Here is a 21,926-nt window from a genome sequence, read left to right as displayed (position 1 = left end):
CAAGTCGCCACCTCCCGGCTGAAATCGCCATGCTCCGGCCAGGTCGACCACACGCGAAGACCACTCGGTCAGGTGACACATTCCCGTTCGACCCTATCAACACCTCGCACGCCTGCACCGAAACCGGAAAGACCCCGACCCTGGGAACCGCGACGCCTCCGTTCATTTCCCCGCTTTGGGGGTCGCCGACGCGCGAGAGGGATCCAAAGCGATTTGGCGCAATCGAATGGGCTCGAATTCGATCTCACCGGGCAGGTAGTCCCCGTAGTTTCCCCGAATGCGCACCCCGTTTCGCCAGAACAAGGAGAAATTGGACGCCTTGTCGCTCGGGTCGAATTGAAATCGTAGCCCGGCCAGCCGTCGATGCCCGCCAGCCGTGACCACTTCCCGAGCCAGAGAAATGCCTGGCGTCCATTCCGTATCGGTGCGGCGGCGATGTTTGTCTGCCATGGCAAAACGCGCCCTCAGGCTCAGGCCGGCTTCGAAGCGTCCCAGAAGTTGGTCCCAGGACAACCGAATTCGGTATTGGTCCACTGGGTCCGCATCCCAGCTCTCGTTTCCGATCAAACCGAAATCGAGTTCGAGCCTCGTGTCGTGGTAGGGCAGAAAGCGAATCTCCTGCTCCAGGTTCAGGCCGTACTGGTGATTCACGCGGTAGTCGGTGAACAGATCCCAATCCAGGGGACCCGGCGGCTGAACGTCCATGCCCAGATAGTGCCGAAACACCCCGCCCCGCGTGCGAAACCGCCAGCGCCCGCGAACGTGGGAAGGCGTCAGAAGGGAAAGCCGGGTGGTGGTCGCATAGGGATCGTCGAAATTCCTGCGGAAGCCCGGCGGAAAATCGAGTCGCACATCCTCTAAAAACTGGATGTAGGCCGCCATCGTCAAGGCCAGTTCGTATCGCTCGCGCCGCAGGTGGAATCGCTGTTCCAGGCCGAATGAGTGCCCCACGTCCTCACGCAACCGAACGAGGACACGACTTCGACTGTACAGGTTCCAGCGCGGAACATGACGTCTCGCGGTATAGCCTACCTGGAGAAAACGGTCGCGGTCCGCGCGCTCGATGCGCTGATCGTCCGACAATTCCCGATTCACGAACGAGAGTCCGAATTCATGGCTGAACCGACCCAGGTAGCCCGCTCGCCACGGCCCCGACCCGATCGCGGGCGTCGACACGAGGGATTCGGGTGGCGCGGTGGGTGCGTATCCGTTCGGCTCCCAAGCGACCCGAGGGCGCAAGGCCGCCACCCCTTCGCCTACATCGCGGCGACCCATCCGAAAGACCCGGTAGTAGGACGGCTCGCGATCGGCCCGCAACACCAATTCCGACGGGCCGGTTCGGAACAGAAGCTGCTCGCTTTCGACGGCATCCCCCCGCAGGCGATCCACGCGGATCATGGCCGGCTCGAACAGGCTCAGTCGAATCGGCTCGTTCGGGGAAGCCACCCGATAGGTCCGATCGGTCCGCTGCGGTGGAATCGCGACTGGCCCCGCCTCGGTTTCCTCGAAGAGCCGTACTCGAATGAGCTGATTGCGGCGCGGATCCAGCCCACCGATCGCCAGGTCGCGGGCCCCCGGCGGAGGCGCCAGGTCAAACTCCTGCCAGTGTCGACCGGGTTCGAGCCGCTTGCGGATTTCGGAACCGACGTTCCAGCGAAGAAAGCAGGTCGCGGGAAGGGGCGGCAGGTACCCAGGGCTCTCCACCGCCAATTGCACCCGCAGACGTTTGGGCGCCCCATGATCGAACCTCACCGCAATGCGTTGGGTTCCCAGCAGTAAATGGGTGTCGGGATCGGGAGGCACCAAGGCGGCCCGTACGGCCCATTGGGGGCTCACGGTCTCGTCCTTTTGGCGAAGCGTGCCGGCGACGCGATCGAAATGGCGCACCTGTCGCCAGGTATGGGCACGGTCAAAAGGCATGGCCAACCTTTTCAAAGTGGGAAGATCGGGGCGTTCGAGGATCAGGGCCTCGGCTTGAACCTGAAGGTCCAAGCCCTCCTCGGGCGCGACCGCGAACCGCTCGAGCAACAGCGCCATTTTTTGGAGTGCCTCGGAGTCGCTCCGCGCCGGAACGGCGCAAGCCTCGCGCAGCCGTCCTTCGCCAAGCAACAGCGGACGTTCGAGTGAAGGCACGCGCGTCACCAGCTCAGCCCGGTACCGCCTCGGGTCGGAAGAATACAAGGCGAGAAGGGCGGCCTCTCGTTCCTTCGGATCGGATAACCCGTCCAACCACTGCGCCAGCAAGTCCACATCCGGCTCATCCGTGCGCAAGCTTGCCCGCGCCTGTAAAAGAGGATCGGCCGGTCCGGGATCGACCCAGCTCCGCGGTCGAGGCTCGGGCAGTGGCGCCGTGGACCCGTCGTCGAGTATCAGGAAACGAGATTCCGGCTGTCGATGTTCCAGAGATTCGAGATCGGTATGTTTCTCCGCGCAGGCCTCGAAAGCGGCCGGGGCGAGTGGCGGTAGCGGCAAGATCGGAACTGCCACCACCAGACGATCCGGGCTCACCAACAAGGGCCGACTCCCCCATACTTCCAGGCGATGGGCGCCGGGTCCCAGATCGAGTTCGTGAAAAATCGCACTTCCAGGGATCTCCGCCACCCTTGCGGCGAGTTGCAAGGTTGCAGATGGATGGTTTTCCAAATAGGCGAGCCGCCGCGGCAGTCCGTCCACACCAATGGTGACAAAACCATCCAGGGGACGCCCGCCATCGCCAACTTGATGGATCGGTCGCATTTCCAGGCGGATCCGCGCGGGACCGGCGACGATCATCGCAACCGGCGTTTCCTCCGTTCCTCGAAAAAAGGTCATTTCCAGGTCACGACCGCGGTGAGATACCGGGAATTCGCCCGCCGCATGCAGCACCGAATCGAAAGTCGGAGCATAGGTGCGTGGGCCTGGATGAGCACGCCACCAGTGTTCCAAGTCCAAAAGCGCCGGGAACCGAAGCGCTTCGAACGGGGCCAAGAGGCGTTCACCCAGATCCAGACCCTGCGTAAGTGCCGCTCTCCAGGACGCGCCGCGTTTGCCCGCTCGCGCCAAATGGTCGAGCGCCTCTTGCGGTCGGCCCTCGACCGCGGCCCGAACCCCCCGATCCAGCGCTGCCTCCTCGCGTTCGGCCATCGACATCGTCATCCGCGTCGCCAATCGCCACCACCCCTCGGTCCAGGCCGCGTCGCGAAGTCGGTGACGGTCGGGTCGATCCAACAACAGGCCGCCATCCAATACCTCGCGGAACCGACCCTCGCCGTGAAACAACGCGACCAAAGCGACCAGGTCCTCCTGGTGTCCGTCGAGAACCACCATGGTCGCGATCATGGCGATCTGCGCCGAACGGTCGTCGGTGAGGCGGTGAATTTCCGTCAACAGCCAACTCGCTTCGAGACGCATCTCGCGGTCCGGAGCCTTGACCAACAGGTCGCGCAGATCGGTTCTGGCCAGATGCCATTCTCCCAAAGCCACCAACATCTCGTTGCGACGCATGCGATCGGACAGGTCGCCCGAACGATGAAACGCCTCGCTGTACCGGGTCAGAGCGGCAAGGACATCACCGTTCCCGGCATCCGTCTCGGCGCGCGTGCGCAAGGCCTGGAGCTCCCGTCCGCTCAAGGACTCGGACCGAACGGGAGACAGCGGCTCGCAATCGGGATCGGCCAAAAACCCGTGATGGAGGGTCAAGATCGTACGTGCCAGTGGCTCGTAGTGGAGGGCCCACCTCAAGCGATGGCGAATGTCAGGATCACCCGGACGCCATTCGGGGCGCCGGCCCTGCAGCAAGGCCAGGAATGCCTGAAAGGGAGACCTCTCGAGATGCGACACGGCCTCCTCATGCTCCTTTTCTTCCAGACGAAAAGGCTTGCCACGCATCACTTCCAGACGAATCCACAAGGGACCGTGCGGTTGACTCTCTCGATCCGTTTCACGCTCGATCTTCAATGCCAGTCGCGCGGTGGCGAGGGGGAGATCCAACGTGGCCTGCCCCACTTTCGCCCGAGGCCCACAGGGTACGCCCGTCACCCGATCCATCGCACCAAGCCGCGACCATCCACCGGCGGTCAGCGCATTGCCTTCGAGCCAGGCTGCGGGTACCTCGTCGGAAAAGGTGAACCGGTGTTCGATACCCTTCACCGAAAGGGTAAGGGTCGGGGTTTCGCCCGCGGCAGGCAAGGCCGTGATGAGCCGGATTCGCGGCGGCGTCGCCAGGTTCGGAAGCTGAAACATCAGAGATTCGCCGGGATGCACGCCGATAAAGCGGGCCGATCGCGTTCGGGACTCCGTGTGGGATAGAAATCGCGGCGCCGTGTAACGCGGAACCGGTGCCTCCACCGTCGCGAGCGTCGCAGGCGTGAAATTCAGAGTGCGAAACTTTCTCGACCCATCCTCGACCAGCGGTACCTGGCGGAAATAGGTGTGGCGTGCGGCGAAGCGAGCCGCTTCCAGAAGCAGTTCGCGATCGTGGGGATGTCTGGTGGTTTTGGCCCGCAGAACCTGAAGATGGGCGAGTGCCGTCTCGCCCGCACCCGATGTCCACCGTTCTCCCTGCGAAAAGATCTGCGAGCCGTGCCGATCCGACCCGTCTCCTTTAGAGCGCGGCATCGACGTTTCCCGCAATCGCGGCAGGTGGGGTGTGGAGAAAGGGTGCACCGGCGCCCAGTCGGCGGCGGAGAATCGATCCAGCAGGAAGCGATCTTCAGCCGAAGTGACCCGCATGAACAACGCTTGATTCGTGGTGACTGTCAGCCGAGAGCCCGCCAGAGCATGCGAAAACCACTTTGGATGTCCCAGCAGATGCGCGGCATCGGCGATGTTCACCAGATGCGGGGAAGGAGTGGTCTCCAGTACCACACGCCGCTCGACATCACCCGAGGTCACCTTCAGCCGGTAGGTCCGCCGATATGCCGGGTCTTGATCGGCATAGGAAAGGCGGGTTTCGACTGTCACGGAACCGAGGCTACCCGCCTCGAAAGAAAGCGATTGCCCCGCTTCAAGGAAATAATAATCGCGCTGGCGACGATCCGCGACGAAGGACAGAGTCCGATGACGCGCGACGGCGGCCTCGCTCACGGACGGCAAGGCACGGGGTGGCAAAAGGGGCTGCATGGCGTTCGCGGCGGTACGTCGCGCTGCGAGACGCAAGGGTGTTTTCCGGTCGGCAGGGCGCGTCACCCGGTAGACCCGCGGTCCGTCCTCACCCAATCGAAATCCCGAAAGATCGTCGTGCCAAACAGGGATGGTGTCGCGAAACAGGCGACCATCCTGCGAAACCTGGAACCGAAGCTCTTCGAGCGACGGTGCCTTCGACGTCCGATCGAGCACGAGCAGGGCGCAGGGATCGCGACCGTCGGTAGCGATCAGCAATGTTCCTCCGGGGGCCAGCACGCGATGGGTGCGCCATAGTGGTGCCAGGAGATGATCGCTCTTTTCTTGCCCCAGGTGGATGACTGGCGGGCTTTCCAGCGTCGCGCGCATTACGAACCGGCTCGGATCGGCCTCCCGCGGCGATGAAAAGCCGGACAGGGTCCCCATCAGGCATACCAACATGACGCGAAGCAGGCCCCTCACGTGACGCCTCGAACCATCGAATTCGCGGCACAGGGGACGAACACGACGGCTCGATCGCCATCGACGGACGCGGCATGGACGACTGCGATCATGATCGTAGACAACTCCTCTGATTTTCCTTCGGATCCGGGGATACCCATGAATCGGGTACGCCTTCAGGAACCATCGGATACCCGACGGGTTTTGCTCAGTTTGCGAGGAATCTTGGACAAGGTGTCAAGAGAAGTGCATTCTTCCTATAATAAAAGGATCGCCGTGGCATCGGCAATCGATTCGATCACATTTTGAAGCCAGTATCTTGTTGCAACCAATGAGCTTGTGTTTTTTCAGAGGTTCTATGCGTCACCTTTGTTCCACGTGCTGGGTAGCCCTGTGGCTGCTCCTGTCGTTCGCGTGTTCGGGATCTTATCGGGGCGAGGATCCCGTCGTCCGCGACGACGAGCCGACCGGTGGAGACACCAGGACCTTTTCCGTCACCGTCCAAGTGCTGGGCGAAAGTGGCGAGGCTCTGGAAAACGCCGTGCTGGACGGGGCTTTCGGCGAACTGACCACCAATGCCAGTGGCCAGGTTCGCGTGCCCGACCTCCTGGGACCCGAATCCGTGGTGATCCGCGCGCCCGGCCACCTGGCCGAACCCGTGGTGCTCGGATGGTCGCATGCCGACCGAACCCTTGCCGTCAATCTCCTCGGCGACGGCGGCGGGACGCGCTGGGTCATGCATGCCACCGGTGACGCCATGTTCGGACGAAGGTATCAAGATCCTCCCAACGGCGAGGCCTTGATTCCCGGCGACAATCTCAGAACCGGATCGGAGGCGGTCGTGGCCCACATGCGCCGCGCCTTCACCGCCGCCGATTTCCGGACCATCAACCTGGAGACCACCGTCAGCGATCTCGCACCGTCCTTCGCCTACCCCGGCAAACGCTTCATTCTCAATTCGCCCACCGAGACCCTCGCGGCGATCCAAGCCCTGGAAACCGACCTGGTGATCCTGGCCAACAACCATACGCGGGATTACGGTGACCTGGGCGTGGTGGAAACGGTCGAAGCTCTGCACGCCGCGGGCATCGTGTTTCAAGGAGCCGGTGCCAGTGCGGTGGAGGCCGAAGCACCGACGATCCACCAGATCGCCGGAACCCGCATCGGCAGCCTCGCCTACACCACCGTGACCGGGAGTTTCGTCAACGCCAACTATCCCGACGGCGACGAGCCGGTACCGGCCGATTTACCCGATACCGAGCGGTGGCAGTACGAGTCGCGAGAATGGGGCTTCGAGGGCGCCACCTGGACGGTCGCTCGCAGCGCGCGACGCATTGGCGAAGTCTGGCGGCTGTTCGCGGCGGCCGAGCGCAACTTGCCCGCGGAAGAAGTCGCGACCGCCTGGTCTTCGATCGACGCCGTCTATCCGGAAATGCAGGATTGGGTTGCCAGGCGAGGTCATGGCGGTGCCGCCTTTTGGACCACCTCGGCGGCACGAGCGGCCATTGCCGAACTCGCCGAACGGACCGATGTGGTGATCGTTCAACTCCATTCCGGATTCCAATACCAGGAAACGCCTTCCGAAAGCCTGCGCCGCAACGCACGTACCGCCATCGATGCCGGCGCGGACCTGGTGGTATGCCACCATCCCCACGTCTTGCAGGGTGTCGAGTGGTACAAGGACAAGCTGATCGCATACAGTTTGGGCAACTTCGTGTTCGATCAGGATTTCCTGGTAACCTTCTCCTCCGCCTTCCTGCGAACGGTGTGGGAGGGTGAACGCATGATTCAGGCGCGCCTGGTGCCGTTTGAAATCCAGGGCTACAAGCCGGTGCCGGTCACCGGATCGGCGGCCCGTCGAACGCTTTTGAACATTTGGGAAATGAACCTGAACCAGGCCCAATCCCTGCGGGACACCACCGGCCAGGTGCGCTCGGTGGCCATCGATCTCGAACCCGATACGGTGCCGGCCCACCTGGCCATGGAACACTTCACGGGACGTATCACCCGTCAACCACCGGAGGTGATCGGCACGCGCATCATGGTTCGCCCCGGCGAAACGGCCACGTTACCACCTGGGCGCCTGTACCATGGCCGCCTGGGTTTGGCTCCCGACAGCCATCCCGAGATCCAAGTTGGACGCGATATTTTCGGTTGGGGCCATTTCGAGGACGTGACCGCCGATGCCGTGGCCGGCGGGTTCACGCACTGGAATCTCGACCGCGAGAGCAAGGGCGTGATCGAGGGCGACGCACATGGCGGCCGCCGCTTTTTGCGGATCATCGGCCAATCTTCCGAATCGGAGGGCATCCTGACCCGACCGGTGGCGCGAGTCCCCCTGCCCCGAAATCGCCTCTTCCAGCTCCAATCGGATGGTTCGACCCTCCCCTCGGATCCTTCGGCGACCTACAGCCTGCGGTTCCACGCTCGGCTGACCGGCGAGACCGTGATCTGGAATCGGTTCGACATCTACCAATTCATCGATACGGACCCGACCGCCGAGCCCGAGTCGACCCTGCTGCGCACGCACGAGGTTCCTGCCTCCCTGACTCCCGAAACGGGTTGGCACACGTTCGACGTGAGTGTGGACGAAGAGATCCTGACCAACGAAGGGGTGCGCGGCAACGCACTGAACTTCTACATGGCCATGGCGCCACCCGCCAGCGCTCGAGCGACGCTCGACGTGGACGATCTGGTGTTTGTCGCGTGGCGCCGCGCGGACCACATGCCGGATCGATTCGGGCATTTCCGTTTGGTGCGCAACCAGGGCACCGAAACGGTCGAGCTGGTCGTTCCCTCGATGTCGTTGGCGCCGTGAAGCGAACCTTCGAAACACTTCTGTCGGGAGTTCCCCAATGCCGAAGGGCATCGTGCCTGGAGGTGGGCAGCCCGAGTAGGTCGATTTCACGGGTTTTCACACAGGCTCGGCTTGCTCGACCGTCAGGTTTGAACTGCTAGCGATCATCTCGGACGCTTCGATCAAGGCCTGTCGCGAAGCCCGGTAACCGGCGTGACACGCGTGGGCCGTTCGCGCGGATCGGCAATTCTCGTGACGCGAATAAAGCTACCCGGACCCGATTCCTTTTCGATGCGGAGGCGATAGGATCCCGGCCCCAAGTCCTCGCCCAATCGCAGGAAGAAAACCGTGCCTTCGTCCAAAACCAAATCCGGCGGACCCAAATGAGCCGGGGCGGCTTCGGGTGCGGGCGCCAGCTCGAAGTGACCCAGCATGAGGGTGTAATCGCGGCTCCCCTCGATCGTGTGGGGTGCTTCCAGGTAGGTGCGGATATAGGTCGGTTCCTGGGCACCGAAGGGTGCGAACACCCGAATCGCAAGGTCGATCGGCTCCGGGCCGGGCTTTTCGACGGAGACCCACATGGGGTCCAACAACGTCGAAACATACACCTTTCGCCAAAAGGTACGCTCCGGGCGGACGTGACTGACAAGCAGGGTTTCGGTCGATGGGCCCTGGACGCGCAGTTGATGGAGACCCGCGCGGACCGCGCCCAGACCCACTTCGCCGATGGGCGCCGAGGTCGTGACATCCCGTCGGGCCACCCCGTCCACTTCGATCTGAAAGCGTTCCACCGAGTCATCCTTGCGAAACAAGAGTACCGGCGACGCCATCCCGGCGAAATCCTCCATGAAGACGATTTCCACCAAGCGATCGGCGCGAATCGGCGTGAAAGCGGTCGCTCCGGACCGGGCATCGAAAAAGGGACCGAGCTCGCGCGCAAGAAACAGATGAAGCCCCGTGCTCCGCGGTTCGAGCGCGTATTCTTCGACCCAATAGTCACCCGCGGCCAGAAGCGGATGGGGCTCCGGCGGTTCCCCCTGACGATGGATCGGAACCATGCGATGGGCTTGGCGCAAGCGTTCCGCCGCATCCGGATCCAAAGGGAACCAGACGGGAACGGGAGTCCCATCGCCCTGGTAATCGGCATAATCGCGCGGCACCTTCCGCACCGCGGGCAGACCGGCGGGCCGAACACTACCGGTCACCAACGCGGGCGGATCGGCCGTGATGTCGATGTGATGGGCACCCATGGGCACGTGAAAATGGCGGGGCTCCGGCTTGGACAGTGACCCGCCCAACCCGTGCGGATCGAGGTAATCGCGCACGTTGGGTTCGGGCGTAAACGAGAAGGCATACGCCATGACCGACTCGCCTGCCGCATTCGAAACCCGCACCTGCACGTCCTGCCTGGCGGGAAGGGGGCCATCGAAAGCACCGGGATCCTCGATAGAGGGCGCCACCGAAAAGGCAACCAGGCGGAAAGGCACCGCCGCTTCGCCGCCCATGACGGAAAACCGGATGGGTGAATCGGGCGTGGCCGCCCAGGCCGGCGACACTGCCGGTGTCGGCGTGATGTCCCAAGATTCGTCGGGAACGAGACCCGCATCCCCTCCCATCCGCTGGGATCCGGTCTTTGTCGGGGGATCGGGGCCCCCAGCGGGCAGGCCGGATCCGGGATCGAACAGGACGCGCAGGGTGACCGGCCGATCCGCCGAGATGTCGAGGACGCGATCGCCTTCTGCCCACACGTGTTGCCAAGTGCCCTCGGGCCGGTTGACGGGCAGAGTCCACCTGTGGGGTGTATCCTGACGACGGAAGAGCTCGATCCGAAGCTCCCCTCGAGCTTCCGGAGGCGCGTCACCCCAAGGCTCGAACGCCAGCCGGACGCGCCCCGACACCTCCGGCAACGGCACCATCGCCACCCGGCCGGGCCCGATCAGGAAGCCGTCCAACCCCACGGTCTCACGAGATCCAAGGTTCTGGCCCGGGTTTTCGCGAAGGGTGAACACACGCCGGACCTGGTAATCGCGGTTCTTGATGCCGGTGGGCCCGATCGGACGCCATTCGCTGCGCACCAGGGCGATGATCTCGTCTTCCTCGAGGAACCGGTAATCTTCGATACTGGCGCGCGCCAAGCGCTGCCGCTCGACGACCCGCATCTTCTGCCACGCCACCATTTCCGTGCCGGGCGTCAATTTGTTGGGAGTGTAGACCCGCAGGACCAGATCGGCTAGCCTGCCCGCAGGCTCAACCAATTCGAATCGCACGAACGCGGGCTCCGTGCCTTTCTGCGGCACGAGCAGCGCCACTCTCAAATCCAGGGCGTGTAACCCGCGATCTTCGAATTCGCTCGCGGGGAAAGGCTGTGCCCCCGCGTCGGTTCGGAACAGGGATCGTTTCCCCACGAAATGGTAAACGTCCCGGAACAGGGGATTCCGATCCACATCCAAAAAGGTGTAGGCCACGCCGAATGGGATCGGGCTCTCGGGATCGGGCGCCTCACCCTCCATGGTGGGATTCACCAAGATGCGCAGGGGAGGCCCGCCCGGGGGCATCGCGAACTCGGTTCCCGAATCGCGCCCGACGACGTAGCCGATCCCCATGCGACGCCCCTCGAAGTCGATGGGACCACCGACCCGGGTCTCGATGCGATGCCAGACGCGAACCAGGGACGGACCGGTGCGGGCCACGACGATCACCAGCAACACCAGGAAGGCGCCCTGCCAGAGCGGTCTCACGGCGTACCTCCCAGTAGAAGCAGCGGTTCACGCACGGCAACGAAGTGGGCGACCTGTGCCGCAAGGGGCATGTCGGGTGATGCGGAAACCGGGATCGCCGCCCCCCGGCCACCCAGATTGGCAAGGGCGTACAGGGTCCCATCGCGCCCCGCGACAAGCAGAAACACCTGACCGGTTTCGGTGTCGTCGAGACGCTGGACGCGCAGGTCAGGCATCGCGACCAATCGTGCCAGGGCGGTGATGTCGTAGTGGGCCAAGTAGTGTTCCAGAACCGCCAACGACGCCGAATCCAAGGGCGCCGTTTGGGCCTGCCCAAATTGGGCCTCGATGTCGAGAGGCGTCGCGGGAATGTCCAAGGCACGGAACTGGGCCTCAAAACGCCGACTGTCGACCAGCGAACGAAAGGAACGTCGCAACGAAGCCGCCACCCGAACCTGGATCATGGCCTGATGCGGCGCCTGAGCCATGAAGAGCGCCTGCGGATTGGCCCCCAGACCGTAGCCGGCCGTGTCCGGTTTGCCATCGACGAAACCCACACCCAGGCCATCCGCTTCCATCCGATCCAGAAAGATCTGCAGCGGGAGAATCTGTTCTCGGTCGGTCACCGTTCCGCGGTCGAAGGCCAGCAGCAGGTCTCCACGAGTGTAGGGATCGAAGTCCCGATGACCCAGACCGCGAATTTGTAGCATCAGAAAGGGTGCCGACCCCATGGAGGCCAGCACCGATTGGTGAACCTGATTGAAAACGGTGAACGAGTTTTCCGCCTGAAGCGGATCGGCGCTCAGGTCCGGGTTGGCCAGGTGATGGGCACCGTGAACCATCAGCACACGGGCCTGGAGCCGTCGAAACAGGAAGGACCCGAAGGCCAGGCTCTGATGCTCGAAAACGGGACGCGGCACCTGGATTCCGAAGGGGTGGGCCGGTCCCAACCGGAACAAACAGAAGCCGCGATGGGTTCTGGCTGCATCGGGGGCCTCGCGCAACAGCACAAAGGCCTCGCCCGTCTCGGGATCGTCGAGCCGCGCCAGTTCATAACCCAGCGGTCGAGCCCTTCCCGCGATGAAGTCCAGTTCCTCGGCGATCGCCTGCCCCCGGGTATCCTGGTCATGGCCGATCAAGGTCATCAGCGGTAGCAGCACCTCGTCCTCCAGGAGCAGCAGCAACTCGCGACTGGCGGGTCGATAGGCGCCGGATCCGGCCTCGGCGAAAGCCCGGCGCTCGTGCTCGATCGCCTCGGCCACCGTTTCGCCGCTGCGAACGGCCACCGCGCGACGTCCACCCTCGCGCCCCGCTTCGAGCGCAAGCAGGCGCCGCATGCCGCGTTTGCTCAGAAACAGTTCCCCATAACCCGAGGTGGACAGATCTCGGTGCAGGTTGTCGAACGGGCTTTCGTGAAAATACAGGTGGCTTTCGCCGACGGCCCCTTCGAGATCGGCGAGGGTGACGCCCTTCGGACGGTTGACCTTCAAAAAGAGCGAGCTTCGATCGCCACCCGGCTCGAAGTCGGCCAGGCGGAGCGCCAAAAGACGTTGATTGCCGATGCCCAGGCCGCGAACCTGAAGGCAATGGTTTCGACCGACTTCGCGGAAAAAGGCGGTGTAGAAGGATTGATAGCTCTGGGTTGGGGAAAAAGCCACCGCCTGGGCGGTGTTCGACGACAAGCTGTTCACCGCCAGGGCCCTGGCCCCCAGACGGGTCATCAACGCCAAACCACTTTCGAAGGTCAGGGCCTCTTCCAAGGGAGCCGGGACCTCGATCAGCAGGTCGCTGCGAGGCCGGGTATCCAGGAGGTAGAGGCCCCATCCGCGGTCGACGCCGTCCTCGTACAGGTAGAAATAGCGTCGCGCCACCACCTCCAGCGCATAACCCACCAACGCCAGGCGTTGCCGAACCGCCCGCAGTTTCGGATCTTTCGGATCCGGCGACAGGGAGGTCAGCTCCTGGATCGCCCGGGTGAAGTGATCCATGTCGGTCAGGGCGGGTTTGCGAATGTCGTCCGAGGTGTTTCCCGCGTACAACAGAAGTTTGGCGCGGTCGGGCAGGTCGCGCAGCGTTCCGGTCGCTTCGATCACGCGCGCGGGCCTGCCCTCCGGCGCCAACCGATCCTTGGGGAGAAAGGTGAGCAGGTAACCCAGTCCGTTCGCAAAAAGGGCGGCGACCAGCGACACTTGGAGCGTGGCGCGGGTCATGGGCACGAGAATGTCCTTTTCGTGCATCTTCACGGCGAGCAGGGTCGTGATCAAATAACCGATCCCAAAGAAATCGGTCGTCTTGAGCTCCGGTTTCCACGCCGCCAATGCGAAACCCAAGACCATCTTGTAGAAAAAACTGATGTTGAAAAACAACAGAAGCTTGCGCCCACCCTCGATCGTGATGCCGCGGAAGAGCGGCGTGGACAGCACCGCCATCCCCAATCCGAGCACGACACCCGCCTCCAACAGCGAGATCAGTAACTTGGCGGGTTGATACCAGAGCAGGGCCATCAGGGAAGGCACCAGAATGCCGTTGAACTCCCAACCATAGAGAAGATTCATGCGTGACGCGATGAAGGCCGCGGTCAGAAGAATGATGTAGGCCTTGGGCGCGGCCAGAATGTCCCCGGCCAGGTCTTCGTACATGTACTCCACGTTGCTGATCGTGAAGTTCGTATACGGAAGGAGTACGAATCGGACCAGGGCGTAGGTGACCAGCAGGGTGATCGCCATGGGCAGCAGCCCTTTTCGCAAGCCCGGTCGCCAGAAGTAATTGGCCAGCAAAGCGACGATGATCAGCCCGAAGCTGTGGAATTGGGTGCGGTATTCGAAGGGAATCCGGAAACGTTCGTCCAGGAAGGACACGACTTCCGGAAGCAGGTAGCCATCGAAAAAGATACGGGTCGCCACACTGATGAGGATCAGCACCAGAAACCGATCGCGCCCGAATACCCCGAACCCCAGGCCGGAGCGCGGCAGCATTTGGAACAGAATCCAGGCCACGACATAGGTGAAGAGGCCCTCGATACCGATGACCGCGGCCGACAGGGGTTTCAACACGATCAGCGGTACCAGGTAGCCGGGCACGATCAACCCCGAAAGGGACCAGCCCAACCATTGGTTGAAAAAGACGATCACCCATATCCCCAACCAGACGGTGGTGATGACCGATTCGGACAGGCTCCCTGCGGGAAAGATATGGATGACGACGTCCACGGGCCCAACTTATCAGAGAAGGGTTTGAATGGCTTCCTGTAGGGCGTTGAGGGTCACCGGCTTCTGCAGGAAGCGCGATGCCCCGGTTTCCAGTGTCCGGCGAATGTCCTGCTCCTCGTCGGAACCGGAGCAGACCAGGATGGGTACTTTGCTCTCGTATTGCTTGAGAAAGGCCAGTCCGTCCATCTTGGGCATGTAGAGATCCAAAATGATGAGATCCGGCTCGAAGGTCTTCAGGACGTCCATGGCCTCCGCCCCGTTTCCGGCGACCTCGACGTGGTATCCGGCGGCGCGCAGGCCATACGTCAGCATGTGGCGAATCGTATCGTCGTCCTCCACCAGGAGAAGGTGGATTTTCCCATCCGGATGCTTTTTCACCCGAAGGTCCTCAGTTTGATGCTGCATGTGGTTCCTTTGCCGATCGTGGAGGCGAGCGAAACGGTTCCGCCCCATGATTCGATATATTTTAGTCTCTTCTTGAGTGCCAACCCAAGAGGCAGGTCGAAGTCGGGTTCGTCGGAGAGAATCTTGGCCAGTTGCTTCTCCGGAATGCCGTAGCCCCGATTCCTGAAGTATAGGTTCAATTGACGATCTTCTTCGGTGATGTCGACGCCAATGGTGGTATTTTTTTCGGCATCGTTCATGAGCACATCCAGAAGGGCGATCAGCAGTTCTTTCAGTTGGTTGGGTGATGCCAGCACGAAATTCATCAGCTCGGGTTTGCGCAGTTCGACCGTCAATGCGCGGCCCTGTCGAAGAGACTCCGATTCTTCCAGGGCGTGCTCCAGGATGGGACCGAATTCGACCGGAAAGTAAGGCGTGCCGCGGTCATAGACAGAAGAGGTCAAATAGCCCTTGCCTTCTTCCAGCAGGCTGGTCAGGGATCTCATTTTTTCCTTGGCGATTTCCATCATTTCCAGCTTGTCGGCGCGAGGGACCGTTTCGGAGGTGATCAGATCGTGGGCCATGGAGAGGCCCATGATGTCGTTGCGAAGCACCATGGTGGTCTGGCGGATGATTTTCTCCTTCATATCGCTGAGGCGCCGCAAGTCGGTGATATCGACCATTTCGCACAGGACGCCCAGCTTGCTGAAGGGACTCGCTTCCAACTCGCTACGCCCGGTGCGCAACGGTCGCAGGACGAGAAGCACGGTGCGTTGGTTGGCGAGGTCGAGCGGGAAGGAGAACTCTTGATCGTGACGCAAGATGTCCAGTACCAATCGTTTGGCCTGGACGTCGGCATAGCCGCCAACCCGTTGCAACAGATCGGCGAGGGTATTGTCGTAGGGGGCGAACTCGATGTCGCGTAGGGCTTTGGCCATGCCTTCGTTGATCATGAGGACCTGACCGAACATGTCGTAGATCAGCACGGCGGTGTTCTGGCCCTGAAGGATACTTTCCAGGCGCACCAGATGGCGTTCCATGAGCGCCGTCGACTCGCGCAACAACTGCTCCATCTCGCGATCGATGTTGAACGTCAGCAGGGCGGGAATCAGGCCCTTGGCCTGAACCGATTGAAGGTAGCGCCTGCGGTGGTACAGCATTTCCGCGATTTCCACCGCCGTCTCGCGAAGGGTCGACTCGAAAATCGCCAGATCGCCGATGTTCTCCTCTTCGATGCCGAGCGCCCAGAAACCGTTGACCTCGCCGGCGAAGACCAGCGGAATCAAGAACTGCGCCTCGTTTTCGGGTTGATCGCGCAAGTAGGATCGCTCGAGACGGATCGGACCGTTGGCTTCGAGGGCGTAGGTATAGGGGGTGCGTTCGTAGTCGCGACGCATCTCGTAGATGTCGTCCAGCGAGCAGTTCAGCGAGATGACTTCCCGGCAGCGGTGATCGCCGATGACGCGATCGAGAAAAATGGTGCGGCGAATGTGGAGCATTTGTTTGACCATGTTCGCCACTTGCGACCAGTGTTGCTCGGAGGCGTAGAAGCTCTTGGGCATGTAGCGGCTCTGCATGAACGACGAGGTATCGACGATTTGGCGATTGAGCGTTCCGGCCAGCACCAGATTCTTGCGAAACACCATCACGAGAAAGAGGATCAGGTCCAACAGGATCAGGTCGGCCACGAAGAGCCAATACCCCAGCAGCAGGCCTACCCACCCCAACAGGAGCGGGATCGCCAGGAAGACGAGTGCCACGCGGAAGGCGGTGGTGATTTGAAGACGCTGGAACAGGACTCCGAGCGCCAGGGCGTAGAGCAACAGGCACGGCCAGACGATGAAGACCGGGGTTTCCACCGGTGCGCGATCCAGGAGTAGCGTCTCCACCGCCGAGGCGTGGTACCGGGCACGGGTGACCGCATGGCCGCGCGCGATGCGCAACCGATCGAAAGCCCGCTGTTCCGGTGGCGGGGTGCGCGCGACCAGCAGGATTTTATCGCTCAGAAAATCGGTCGGAACCGCCCCGTCCATGATGTCGGAGGCCGGCAGGTTCGGAAGGGACCGGCCATCCCCGGCAAATCGAACGCGAAAACGTCGAGGTTTCTCCACCGCTTCCCCAGGGTGGGCCAAATGGTGTTCGAGCCCGGGATACACGCGCTCGTCCAACCGGTACCCTGTCCACTGAAAGCGCGGGGAGTCGCCGAGCAGTTCCGCGTGTCCAAGCACCGCCCAGGGTAGGTGGGCCAGCGCTTCGTCTATCGATTGCAAGGCCAGCTCTCTCGACGAAAGCGGCATCAGGGCCCGACCGAGGATTAGATCGCGTCCCTCCCCCGCGACATCGGCAAAGGCCTCGCCCTCGGGCAGGAACAGGAACGCGATGGTTCGTGGATCGTAATCGCGCAGCGCCGCGAGAAGGACGGCCGGATCGATGCGGTGGTCATCGACGGTGATCGAGACGACCGGAGAAGCGGCGATCGGAGGCTTCGGCAGCAGCCTCGAAATCCGATCGAACAGGAAGCCGTCCAGCGCGGCCGGAAGGGCAAAAAAGTGAAGGGCGACCAGAAACAAGGGTGAACCCAGGATGACCAACAACCCGGAGAAGCGGTCGTGGTCGGCGGCGGGTTCAGGACGACTGCTGTGCGTATCGATGGCCATGGACACCGACCTCCCGACGTCTCCGGAACAGGGTTCGAGAAGGACTCAACGCTTCGCCGGCTTCGCCGACGAGGATACACGCTTCCACAACCAGCCTCCCTTTTGTCGTTGATTGAGTGCGGCCAACTCGGAAACCGCGCGTACGCGCGAGATGCGACCCTTTACCAGGTCGCGATAGATCGCCATCGCCTTTTTGCGACGCCGAACCGCATCGCCCAAATCGAAGAACCGTTCTACCGCATCGACCGCGCGGGCGAGTGGCGATCGCTTTTCCGAGGGAGCGTGAAGGCGCGCCTCCAGACGCTCTAGATCGGCCCGATAGCGCGTTTCGATCACGGCCAGTTGGGCCTGATAGCGCTCGGTTTGCGAGATCGGCGCATGTTTGGCCCGCTCGATGATTCGTCCCGCGAGTTCCGCCCCCAACAGCCCGTAGTCGCGCAAGGTCATCAAATCCGACAGGCCTTCCGCGAATCGTTCTTCGTCTTCGCCCACCAGCTTTTGCAACGCTTGATGGCAGTGGAGCCAGGCCTGAAACCGATAGATGAAGTCCAACCCGGTACCCTTGATATTTTGCAGTCCCATCGCCCGGTTGGTCATTCCTGGCGGCGTGTGGGACACGATCGTTTGAATGATGTGATCGCCGGACGCATAAACATCCTCCACCACGACCAGACGATCGAAGAACCAGCGATGCGCCGTTTCGAAGATCTTTCGGGTCCGGGCCTCTTCCCCGTCGACGTCCTTCGCCAGTAGGTCGGAACACGCCACGTAATCCAGGTACCACTCCAGATAGGTGCGGTGGAAGCGCAACACCTCCTCGCCGTCGATCCCGCCCGCGGGCCACGCCTTCAGGCTTTCGGCCAGCGCGTCCGGGCGATCCCACAATGCGAGAAGGGGCCGCCAGGCTTCGGAGTCGCCGGCCTCGGGTCCCTCGTTCATGGCGCCCAGCATGATCTCGAGCCGGTTTCGCACCATGTCGGGCTCGTACGGGATGCGCAGCTTGCGGGCCAGGGTTTGCAACCGGCCTCCTGGGGTGTCGCCGGTGCCGAAGATCGCGTACCCGCCGGCGAACGCTTCCCAAGACGTTTCCAAATAGCCCATCATGCCGCGCAAATTCGAGCCGATCAGGACCATGCAGTCCACCGAAAGGTCGCGAACCATGATGTCGGCGAAGATTTGCGAGCGGGAAACACGGTCGGCGCGGTTGTTGATCACGCCGGTCAGGAACACCGCCGGCTCTTCGCGAGGGTCCACCTTGTCGAAACCCAGCCGCGTCCAGTTGCCGAGGCAGCCGTGGCGCTCGTTGGCGGACATGCCGTTGGAAAAAACCAGGGTTCGACCTTGAATGGGAGCCGGTGGGTAGCTTTGGAGCACACCCAGGTCGGGAACCACCCGGTCAGCCATTTCGCGCAGGGCGTAATCGCGGGGGATGCCCAGACGTTCGGCCAGACCCAGAACGAGCGCAATGTTGTAGGGATGGGCTTCGTAGGGGAATCGAGCGAGAACATCGGACGTGAGCAGGCCGGCTTCCAACCATCCCATGTCGTGGAGCTCCGTGCCCAACCGCCGCGCCGCATGCCGCAGAATCGGGAGCATCGACTCCTCGGTGGTCAACAGGGTCGCGCGTTTCGGGATGAATTCGGTCATGACCAGGGGAATGTCGTACCCGGCAGGCCCTTGAATGTCCTCGTGATCGGGATAGGTGTTGGTAATCGTCGAAAAGTCGTCCCGCATCCACTGCCGTTGCAGGATCGACACGTAACTGGCGCGCAGACCCATGCACTCCCACAGAAAGACGTCGGTGCCGAACCCCGCCGCAAGCCGAACCACATCGCCCTGTTCCCAAATCGTGGCTTTGTCGAACGGACGGAAAATCGGCATTTCCAACAGCTTCTCGTACGGGGTGCAGAAGACGAACATCGCCTCGCACCCCGTCGTCTTGGCGAAGACACTGTAACCCAAGGACGCGAAGAGCGCGGCCTTGAGCCGCTCCGTGCCGGATTTGCCGCGCGTGCCCCAGCCCCCGATGACGAGGGGGAGTTTGGCGCGAGCCAGGCGAATGCGTCCGTTGCCGTAAGCATGACGGCCGAAGAAGAGCCCGGTCGCGGCGGTGAGGAAGAAGGTCAATTCGGAAAGGGTGTTGCCGTAGACGGTGGCCAGATACTCCTGGATCCGTTGCACGAAGCCGGGCTGTAGAAAGGGCAGCGGCCCCGCGAAGAATTTGGCGACGCCGGGGTCGAGCCGGCGTTCGGGTGCCAGCGGTTCCAAGCGCACATCGAAACCCAATCGACGCAGCGCCGCGATGTAGGCGTTTTCGTCATTGCCGGACTCGGCCGACCAATTGCGAAGCGCGGCGTACTCGCGGAACCGCAAGGTCAAGGTCCAATAGGCCGCGATGCGCCGCAGCGGCGAGCGCGGAGGATACATGACCGTCACCCCTTCGCTCGTGTAGAAGCGCACCGGTTTGTTGCCGAGATGGAAATCGAGCAGGGACAACCCGTCTTCGACCAGCGGCAGGAAGGGACGCCACCCGGCTTCCGCCCCGATCACCAGCGGTTCGCCCGGCACCTTGGCCGGCGCCAACTCGGCCAGCAACGCCGAGGGTGCCCGGAATCGGCTGCGCGAAAGCCGGCCGATCACGTGGGATATGCCCTGTCGCTTGGCCGGATCGGGATGTCGCAACTCGTGGAGCAGACGCCACCAGCGAAACCCGAATACCGGACCCCGCCGCAAACGCATGCCCCGAATACCCGTCTCCAAGTCCAAGCCGAAATCCTCGGCGGCGAGTACGGCCAAAACGCGGCCCAATCGATCGGGTTCGAGCGTCGCCACTTCCCGCGGTACCCTAATCGTGCGGCCCGGCTTGGTCTGCGCCAAGCGGCGCCTCAATGCGGCCACCGCCAGCCGGGCCCGTTCGTCGTGCATCGACCACAAGATCTCCAGGGTTCGCGAGACCTCGCGTTTGATCGAATCCGCGACCTCCGATCCGTGGAGTTCCTCCAGAAGCGCCAAGACCGTTTGATAGAAGGAGGTGCGCCCGGCGGAATCCATGCCGGACATCAAATCGACGGCGACCTCGAGAGCGACGCGCAACACGAAGTCGGGCGCTTCGGGGTTCAAGGCCGAGGACCATAGCGCGACGGTTCGGTCGTATCCGAGCGACGGGGCCGCCCCCGGCAACTGCAACAGCGCGGCGGCCCGCACCTCTTTGGCGGGATCCAGCGAGATCGCGCGCCCCAACCAAAGGTCGACGAAGTCGGGATCTCCTCCCGTGACCGCTGCGGCAAAAGCCTGGCGTACGTAGGGACTCGGATCGGCCCATATCAGCTCGGCGCGTTCGGCCAATCGGGGAAGGCGGCGCAGGAGGTCACCCCAGATGCGCACGGTTCGGGCCCTGAAGAAAATCGCATCACCGGCCTCGCTTTCGTCAAACCATCGCAGGAGCACCTTTTCGAAGGATTCCGGTGCCAGTTCGGCCAAAAGGGCGATCGCCTCCAGGTGGTACCAAACCTGTTCGTGTTTCTCCATCGAGGCGCGATAGACGGCGTGGATGGTCTGGTCCGAGACCGCCCGATCGATCACTTCCGGCGGCAAGGCCCGCAGTGCCCGGGCCAGGGCCGTGAAGGCTTCCTTCCGGATCATGGGGTTGCCGCGATAGTCCCAGATCTCGCGGCAGGTGCGTTCCACTTCCATCTGAGTCCACAGTTTGAGCGCCTTGTCCGGGCTCGCGTTCAGGACCGCGGCCGAGAGCACGCCGAATCGCTTCAGGCAGAAACAGATGATGCGTTCCTGCTCGCGACGCAGAATGCGATGACGATCGGCCATCGCATCGTGGTCCAAATAGCGTTTCACCGCCCGGCGATCGGCTTGGAGGGCCAACCCGGAAGCACCCAACTCGGCCGCGAAATTCAAAATGAAATCCCGCTTTTCGCGAACCGTGGCTGCCCGCGCGTGACGGTTGGTAAAGACCTGAAACCGTTGATTCGCCTGCTTGATCCGCTGCTCCCGAGCATGGATTTCCCGCGTGAGAAAGAGGCTCAAATCGCGCGCGGTGGCCCAGGCATCGCGATCGTTCAGGATTAGTTTGTTTTCGCGGGCCCACGCCAGGAAAGCCCTGGACAGTTTGTCCAGGAGACGCGCTTCGACGCGCACCCAATGGGGTGCCATGTCCTGCATGAGCACGGCACGGATACGTCGCAGCAGGGGGGCGTCGAGCCAGAACCGTCGCGGCGCCCGTCGTGCGGCCCTGTAGCGTTTTCCGGTTTTTTTGGCAGGGGATTTTTGGATCCGACGACGTCTAGCCATGAAGAACCTCCTCGCAGGCCACGTCGCATCTCACGAGTGCAAAGCGGGTTCCGTCCCTTGGATGTTCCCCATCCGAAAAATCCGCATGAACGGGATCATGATGAAACGCCACTCGGTTCGACATTTAATCACCTTCAAGCGGTCGGTGCATTCCATAATGGCCAGATCGTACGGTGGAACACATTCGAAACGCTGTGCTTGTAGCATTCGGAATATTTCCCCCATCGCTTGAGAACCTCCGTGGCCGATCGACGGCGCCCAAGTACTCCGGCAACGAACCCGGACTGGGGTGACGACCGGATTTGAGGTAACATGA

General features: G+C 62.5%; 7 protein-coding genes. 1 reads left to right on the top strand and 6 read right to left on the bottom strand.

Translation table 11 applies throughout. The features are described 5' to 3' along the window. Nucleotides 1–162 precede the first annotated feature (162 nt). Nucleotides 163–5,562: a hypothetical protein gene (locus J3U87_RS15730; RefSeq protein WP_237384006.1), complete on the bottom strand. Its 5,400-nt coding sequence runs from the start codon at nucleotides 5,560–5,562 to the stop codon at nucleotides 163–165. Nucleotides 5,563–5,899: 337 nt separating this feature from the next. Between J3U87_RS15730 and J3U87_RS15725 the strand changes: the two genes are divergently transcribed. Continuing rightward, the gene (locus tag J3U87_RS15725; RefSeq protein WP_237384005.1) at nucleotides 5,900–8,359 is read left to right on the top strand and encodes a CapA family protein; all 2,460 of its coding nucleotides are present in this window, start codon (nucleotides 5,900–5,902) and stop codon (nucleotides 8,357–8,359) included. 161 nt (nucleotides 8,360–8,520) lie between these two features. On the opposite strand, the gene J3U87_RS15720 is transcribed toward J3U87_RS15725, so the two are convergent. The 5 genes from J3U87_RS15720 to J3U87_RS15700 are packed head-to-tail and all read right to left on the bottom strand — an operon-like array spanning nucleotide 8,521 to nucleotide 21,610. Then, nucleotides 8,521–11,076 (bottom strand): hypothetical protein, encoded by a 2,556-nt coding sequence (locus J3U87_RS15720; RefSeq protein ID WP_237384004.1) that lies wholly within the window; start codon nucleotides 11,074–11,076, stop codon nucleotides 8,521–8,523. Continuing rightward, entirely contained in the window at nucleotides 11,073–14,264 is a 3,192-nt protein-coding gene (locus J3U87_RS15715) for a poly-gamma-glutamate biosynthesis protein PgsC/CapC (RefSeq protein WP_237384003.1), read from the bottom strand. The genes J3U87_RS15720 and J3U87_RS15715 overlap by 4 nt, the downstream gene beginning before the upstream one ends. A gap of 12 nt (nucleotides 14,265–14,276) precedes the next feature. Beyond that, a complete protein-coding gene (locus J3U87_RS15710) occupies nucleotides 14,277–14,669 on the bottom strand; it encodes a response regulator (RefSeq protein WP_237384002.1) in 393 nt (130 codons plus the stop codon). Continuing rightward, nucleotides 14,639–17,305, bottom strand: a complete 2,667-nt coding sequence (locus J3U87_RS15705) for an ATP-binding protein (protein WP_237384001.1) — start codon at nucleotides 17,303–17,305, stop codon at nucleotides 14,639–14,641. The genes J3U87_RS15710 and J3U87_RS15705 overlap by 31 nt, the downstream gene beginning before the upstream one ends. A gap of 45 nt (nucleotides 17,306–17,350) precedes the next feature. Then, a complete protein-coding gene (locus J3U87_RS15700) occupies nucleotides 17,351–21,610 on the bottom strand; it encodes a hypothetical protein (RefSeq protein WP_237384000.1) in 4,260 nt (1,419 codons plus the stop codon). Between the last annotated feature and the right edge of the window lie 316 nt (nucleotides 21,611–21,926).

The organism is Sulfidibacter corallicola (assembly GCF_017498545.1).
Classification (GTDB): domain Bacteria; phylum Acidobacteriota; class Holophagae; order Acanthopleuribacterales; family Acanthopleuribacteraceae; genus Sulfidibacter; species Sulfidibacter corallicola.
This window is presented reverse-complemented; position numbering and strand designations above follow the sequence as displayed.

Coding starts and splice junctions, on each gene's coding strand:
- J3U87_RS15725 (WP_237384005.1), top strand. CDS start 5,900: ATGCGTCACCTTTGTTCCACGTGCTGGGTAGCCCTGTGGCTGCTCCTG.
- J3U87_RS15710 (WP_237384002.1), bottom strand. CDS start 14,669: ATGCAGCATCAAACTGAGGACCTTCGGGTGAAAAAGCATCCGGATGGG.
- J3U87_RS15705 (WP_237384001.1), bottom strand. CDS start 17,305: ATGGCCATCGATACGCACAGCAGTCGTCCTGAACCCGCCGCCGACCAC.
- J3U87_RS15700 (WP_237384000.1), bottom strand. CDS start 21,610: ATGGCTAGACGTCGTCGGATCCAAAAATCCCCTGCCAAAAAAACCGGA.